Genomic DNA, 4951 nt, shown 5'->3' with positions numbered 1-4951 from the left:
CCCGGCCGGGTGTGGTCAGCGCTTCTTCTTGACCGGCTTCCCCTCGCCTACGGTCTGCTCCAGCCAGCGCTCGCTCTCGGCCAGCATGGTCATGATCGATTCGCGTGCACGGTAAGCGTGCGATTCGTTGGGCAGCATCACCAGGCGCGACGTCCCGCCCAGCCCCTTCACAGCGGCGAACATGCGCTCGCTCTGGATCGGGAACGTGCCGGAGTTGTTGTCGTCCACGCCGTGGATGAAGAGGATCGGATCCTTGATCTTGTCGGCGTAGTTGAACGGCGACATCTTCTGGTAGACGTCCTGCGCCTGCCAGTAGTTGCGCTCTTCGGCCTGGAAGCCGAACGGGGTCAGCGTGCGGTTGTACGCACCGCTGCGCGCGATGCCAGCCTTGAACAGGCGGGTATGCGCGAGCAGGTTGGCGGTCATGAACGCACCATAGGAGTGGCCGCCTATCGCGATGTGCTCACGATCGGTCACCCCACGCCGCACCACTTCATTCACGGCCGCCTCGGCATTGGCGATCAGCTGCGGCAGGTAGGTGTCGTTCGGCTCCTTGTCGCCCTCGCCGATGATCGGCATCGAGGGGCTGACCAGCACCGCGTAGCCCTTGGCCAGGAACGCCTGCGGCCCCCAATAGCTGATTGCGTTGAAGCGGTACGGGGAATCGGTGACCTGGCTGGCGGCTTCAGCCGTCTTGAACTCGCCCGGGTAGGCCCACATCAGCAGCGGCAACGGACCGTCCTTCTTCGCGTTGTAGCCCGGCGGCAGCATCAGCGTGGCGGTCAGGTCGACGCCATCGTTGCGCTTGTAGCGGATCTGCTCCTTGCTCACCCCACGCAGCTGCGGCAGCGGGTGCTGGAAGTGGGTCAACGCCGTCGGTGCGGCAGTGGCATCGGCCAGCGACTGCACGTAGAAGTTGGCCGGCTCGTCGGGCGATTCACGGGTCAGCAGCAGCGAGGTGCCTTCCTGGTCGAGCAGCGCCACCGGCGCGGCGTAGGACGGCGCCTGCGAGTGGAACAGGCGGGTGGTCTGCTTGCTGGCCAGATCAAGGCGATCCACGAACGGACGGTCGCCTTCCGGCGAGGCCCCCAGCCCGTACAGGAAGATGCTGCGGCCATCGGCGCTGACCTGCAGGCGCGAGCGACCGTTCACGTCGCGCACCAGGCCCGGGCGGCCCGGGTCGTTGTAGCGGTCCTGCGAGGAACGCGCCGACAGCAGCTCGGCTGCCTTTTCCGGCTGGTCCGGCGCGATGCGCCACTGCTTGACCTCGCGGTTCTTCCACCACGACTCATTGAGCAGCGCCAGATCGCCACGGCCCCACTGGATGCCCGCATAACGGCTGCCCAGCTGCGCCAGCGTCACCGGCGGCTTATCGAAGGGCGCCGCCTGCATCATCACCGCATCGCGCACCTTGGCCTCGCGGTTCGGGTCGCCGCCGTCCTGCGCTTCGGCCCAGACCAGGGTCGCCGGCGCATCGGCGCGCCAGTCGATCCGGCGCACGCCGGTGGCCACCGCATCGTTGCCGGTCGGCAGGCCTTCCTTCAACGGCAGATTGGCGACGGTGTGTTCAAGCTTGCCATCCACTGCGGACAGCACTTCGATGCGACGCGCAAACGCGCTGGCCGGCACCAGATAGGAGTACGGACGCACTACCCGCTCGCTCAGCAGGTAACGGCCATCCGGGGAGAGGGTGACATCCCAGTACACCCCGCCGGTGGACAGCGGCGTGGTCACGCCGTTGAGCGCGACCTTGGCCGGCTGCGCGCTGGCGTAGTAATCAAAGAGGCGGGCATCGGCCTCGTTCTTGAGCATGTCCTGGTAGGTACGGATCGTGCGCACACCGGCGTCGGCCTCGGTCTGCTGGATCGCCGGGCCAGTCGGGATGCCGCCGGCGGCCGGTGCCGCGCCCTGGCCCTTGAGCTGCTGCATCACCAGCAGGCCGCGGCTGTCGGGCTGCCAGCTGTAACCATCGCCCATCACCGTGTTCAGATCACCGACCAGGCGACGGGCCGAACCGGCCTCGACATCGACGATCCACAGTTCATTGGTGTGGGTGGCCGCATGCACCTGGTTGAAGGCGATGTACTTCTGGTCCGGCGACCAGGCAAAGGTGGCGATCGACAACGGCTGCGGCAGCCCGCTGATCTGGCGCTCCTTGCCGTCGGCCACGCTCATCAGCCACAGCTTGTCGGCGAAGCTGAAGCGGCTGGCCGAATGCGTGGCCGGGTTGATGCGCAGGCCGGCCAGCTTCAGTTCGGGCTGGGCGACGTCGTTGATCGACGGCAGCGGCGGCGTCTGCAGCAGGGCGGCCAGATCACGGCGCGGGGACAGGCTCAGGGTCGGCGCACGCGGCGCATCGACCACGGCCTGCAGGGCCGGCGACGGCAGCTCGTAGCCGCCCTGATCGCCCTTGGCGGCAGCGACGGTCTGCGCAGTGGTCTTCGCGGCCGGGGCGGCGGCCAGCGCCAACGGCGGCACCGCCAGCAGGGCCAGGCCGAGGATCAAGGTATGGCGCCACTGTGGAGCGCGTCGACCGGGGGTGCGTGTCATGTTCTGTGCCTGTGCTGATACGAACCCCCGACCTTAGCAGCCGCGCGCCGATCGCCCCCCTGCCGATGGTTGGGGGCAGGGACCGATTCATGCCAATGCAACCGGCCGCGATATAATGAGTGACCCTCCACCGAGGGGCGCTGCGACCGTTCCGGACCTTGTCCGGGGGCGGCCAGGCTCGGTGGCCAGGATTGGTTCCAACGGCGCCCGGCGAACACGAGTATCGACTCGTCATTACACCGGAGCTTTGAATGAACGCTGTTGTCAAGACCTTCTCCACCGAAGGCGATTACAAGATTGCCGATATCTCCCTGGCCGATTGGGGCCGCAAGGAGCTGGACATCGCCGAGCATGAAATGCCGGGGCTGATGTCGATCCGTCGCAAGCATGCCGCCACCCTGCCGCTGAAGGGCGTGCGCGTGACCGGCTCGCTGCACATGACCATCCAGACCGCGGTGCTGATCGAGACCCTGAAGGACATCGGCGCCGACGTGCGCTGGGCCTCGTGCAATATCTTCTCGACCCAGGACCACGCGGCTGCGGCGATCGCCGCCTCGGGCACCCCGGTGTTCGCCTGGAAGGGCGAGACCCTGGAAGAGTATTGGGACTGCACCCTGGACGCGCTGACCTTCACCCTGCCCGACGGCACCCTGACCGGCCCGGAGCTGGTGGTGGACGATGGCGGCGACGTGACCCTGCTGATCCACAAGGGCTATGAGCTCGAGAACGGCAGCACCTGGGTCGATGAGAAGGCCGCCTCGCACGAAGAGCAGGTCATCAAGAACCTGCTCAAGCGCGTGGCCACCGAGCGCCCGGGCTACTGGGCCCGCGTGGTCAAGGACTGGAAGGGCGTCTCCGAAGAGACCACCACCGGCGTGCACCGTCTGTACCAGCTGGCCCAGGCCGGCACCCTGCTGATCCCGGCGATCAACGTCAACGACTCGGTCACCAAGAGCAAGTTCGACAACCTGTACGGCTGCCGCGAGTCGCTGGCCGATGGCCTCAAGCGCGCGATGGACGTGATGCTGGCCGGCAAGGTCGCCGTGGTCTGCGGCTACGGTGACGTGGGCAAGGGCTGCGCCGCGTCGCTGCGTGCCTACGGCGCGCGCGTGGTGGTCACCGAGATCGATCCGATCTGCGCCCTGCAGGCCGCGATGGAAGGCTTCGAGGTCAACACCATCGAATCCACCCTGGGCCGTGGCGACATCTACGTCACCACCACCGGCAACAAGGACATCATCCGCATCGAGCACCTGAGCGCGATGAAGGACCAGGCCATCGTCTGCAACATCGGCCACTTCGACAACGAGATCCAGGTCGATGCGCTGAACGCGCTGGCCGGCGTGCAGAAGATCAACATCAAGCCCCAGGTCGACAAGTACATCTTCGACAACGGCAATGCGATCTTCCTGCTGGCCGACGGCCGCCTGGTCAACCTGGGCTGCGCGACCGGCCACCCGAGCTTCGTGATGTCCAACTCGTTCGCCAACCAGACGCTCGCACAGATCGACCTGTGGGCGAACAAGGACAGCTACGAGAAGAAGGTGTACCTGCTGCCGAAGAAGCTGGACGAAGAGGTGGCGCGCCTGCATCTGGAAAAGATCGGCGTGAAGCTGACCACCCTGAGCCAGGAACAGGCCGATTACATCGGCGTGCCGGTGGAAGGTCCGTTCAAGCCGGAGCATTACCGCTACTGATCGGCGTGCCGGTCACTGTGGATTGAGTTGAACCAAACGGGCGCCGGAAGGCGCCCGTTTTTTGTGGGTTGAACGCCATCACGACCAACGGTCATGATCTGCCGGCGATCGGTGTGCAAGGCTGGTAGGTACCGACCGTTGGTCGGTACGCCTGGCCCGATAGGCTGGGTCAAGCCGACACGCCGCACCCCACGCTACGATGCGCCCATGACCCCCGCCATCAACCTGCTCAAGACGCTCGGCATCGCGCACAGCGTGCTGTCCTACCACCATGACGCCGCCGCCGCGTCCTACGGTGGCGAGGCGGTGCAGCAGCTCGGGCTGGATCCGGCGCAGGTGTTCAAGACGCTGCTGGCAAGCACGGAGAAGCACGAGCTGCTGGTGGCGATCGTACCGGTGAGCGGCACCCTGGACCTCAAGGCACTCGCCGCAGCGGCCGGCTGCCGGAAATGCGAAATGGCCGACGCTGAAGTGGCGCAGCGCGCGACCGGCTACCTGGTCGGGGGAATCAGCCCGCTAGGGCAGAAAAAGAAACACCGCACCTTTCTGGAGGCGAGCGCGCAGTTGCTGCCGACCGTGCACGTCAGCGCCGGGCGGCGTGGACTGGAGGTGGCGCTGGCACCGGCCGATCTGCTGCAGCTTACTGGCGGCAGCTACGCGAGCATCGGGAAAGCACGTTGACCGGTAGTGGGGGGGGGGGGGGG

3 protein-coding genes and 1 riboswitch are annotated in these 4951 nt (G+C 66.6%); of the genes, 2 read left to right on the top strand and 1 reads right to left on the bottom strand.

Annotated elements, in window-relative coordinates; translation table 11 throughout:
• Positions 1–15: 15 nt before the first annotated feature.
• Complete coding sequence (locus tag ACE026_RS06775; RefSeq protein WP_486038465.1) at positions 16–2550, bottom strand: alpha/beta hydrolase family protein; 2535 nt, start codon at positions 2548–2550, stop codon at positions 16–18.
• 126 nt (positions 2551–2676) lie between these two features.
• A riboswitch (S-adenosyl-L-homocysteine riboswitch) is annotated at positions 2677–2766 on the top strand.
• 35 nt (positions 2767–2801) lie between these two features.
• Between ACE026_RS06775 and ahcY the strand changes: the two genes are divergently transcribed.
• Together ahcY and ybaK are read left to right on the top strand one after the other, a co-directional pair.
• Positions 2802–4247, top strand: a complete 1446-nt coding sequence (gene ahcY / locus ACE026_RS06770; protein WP_486038464.1) for an adenosylhomocysteinase — start codon at positions 2802–2804, stop codon at positions 4245–4247.
• Positions 4248–4454: 207 nt separating this feature from the next.
• Complete coding sequence (gene ybaK, locus ACE026_RS06765) at positions 4455–4928, top strand: Cys-tRNA(Pro) deacylase (RefSeq protein ID WP_486038463.1); 474 nt, start codon at positions 4455–4457, stop codon at positions 4926–4928.
• Positions 4929–4951: the final 23 nt, after the last annotated feature.

The organism is Stenotrophomonas sp. AGC87, from assembly GCF_057333975.1.
Note: the sequence above shows the minus strand (reverse complement) of the source record. Positions and strands in the feature narration are given on the sequence as shown.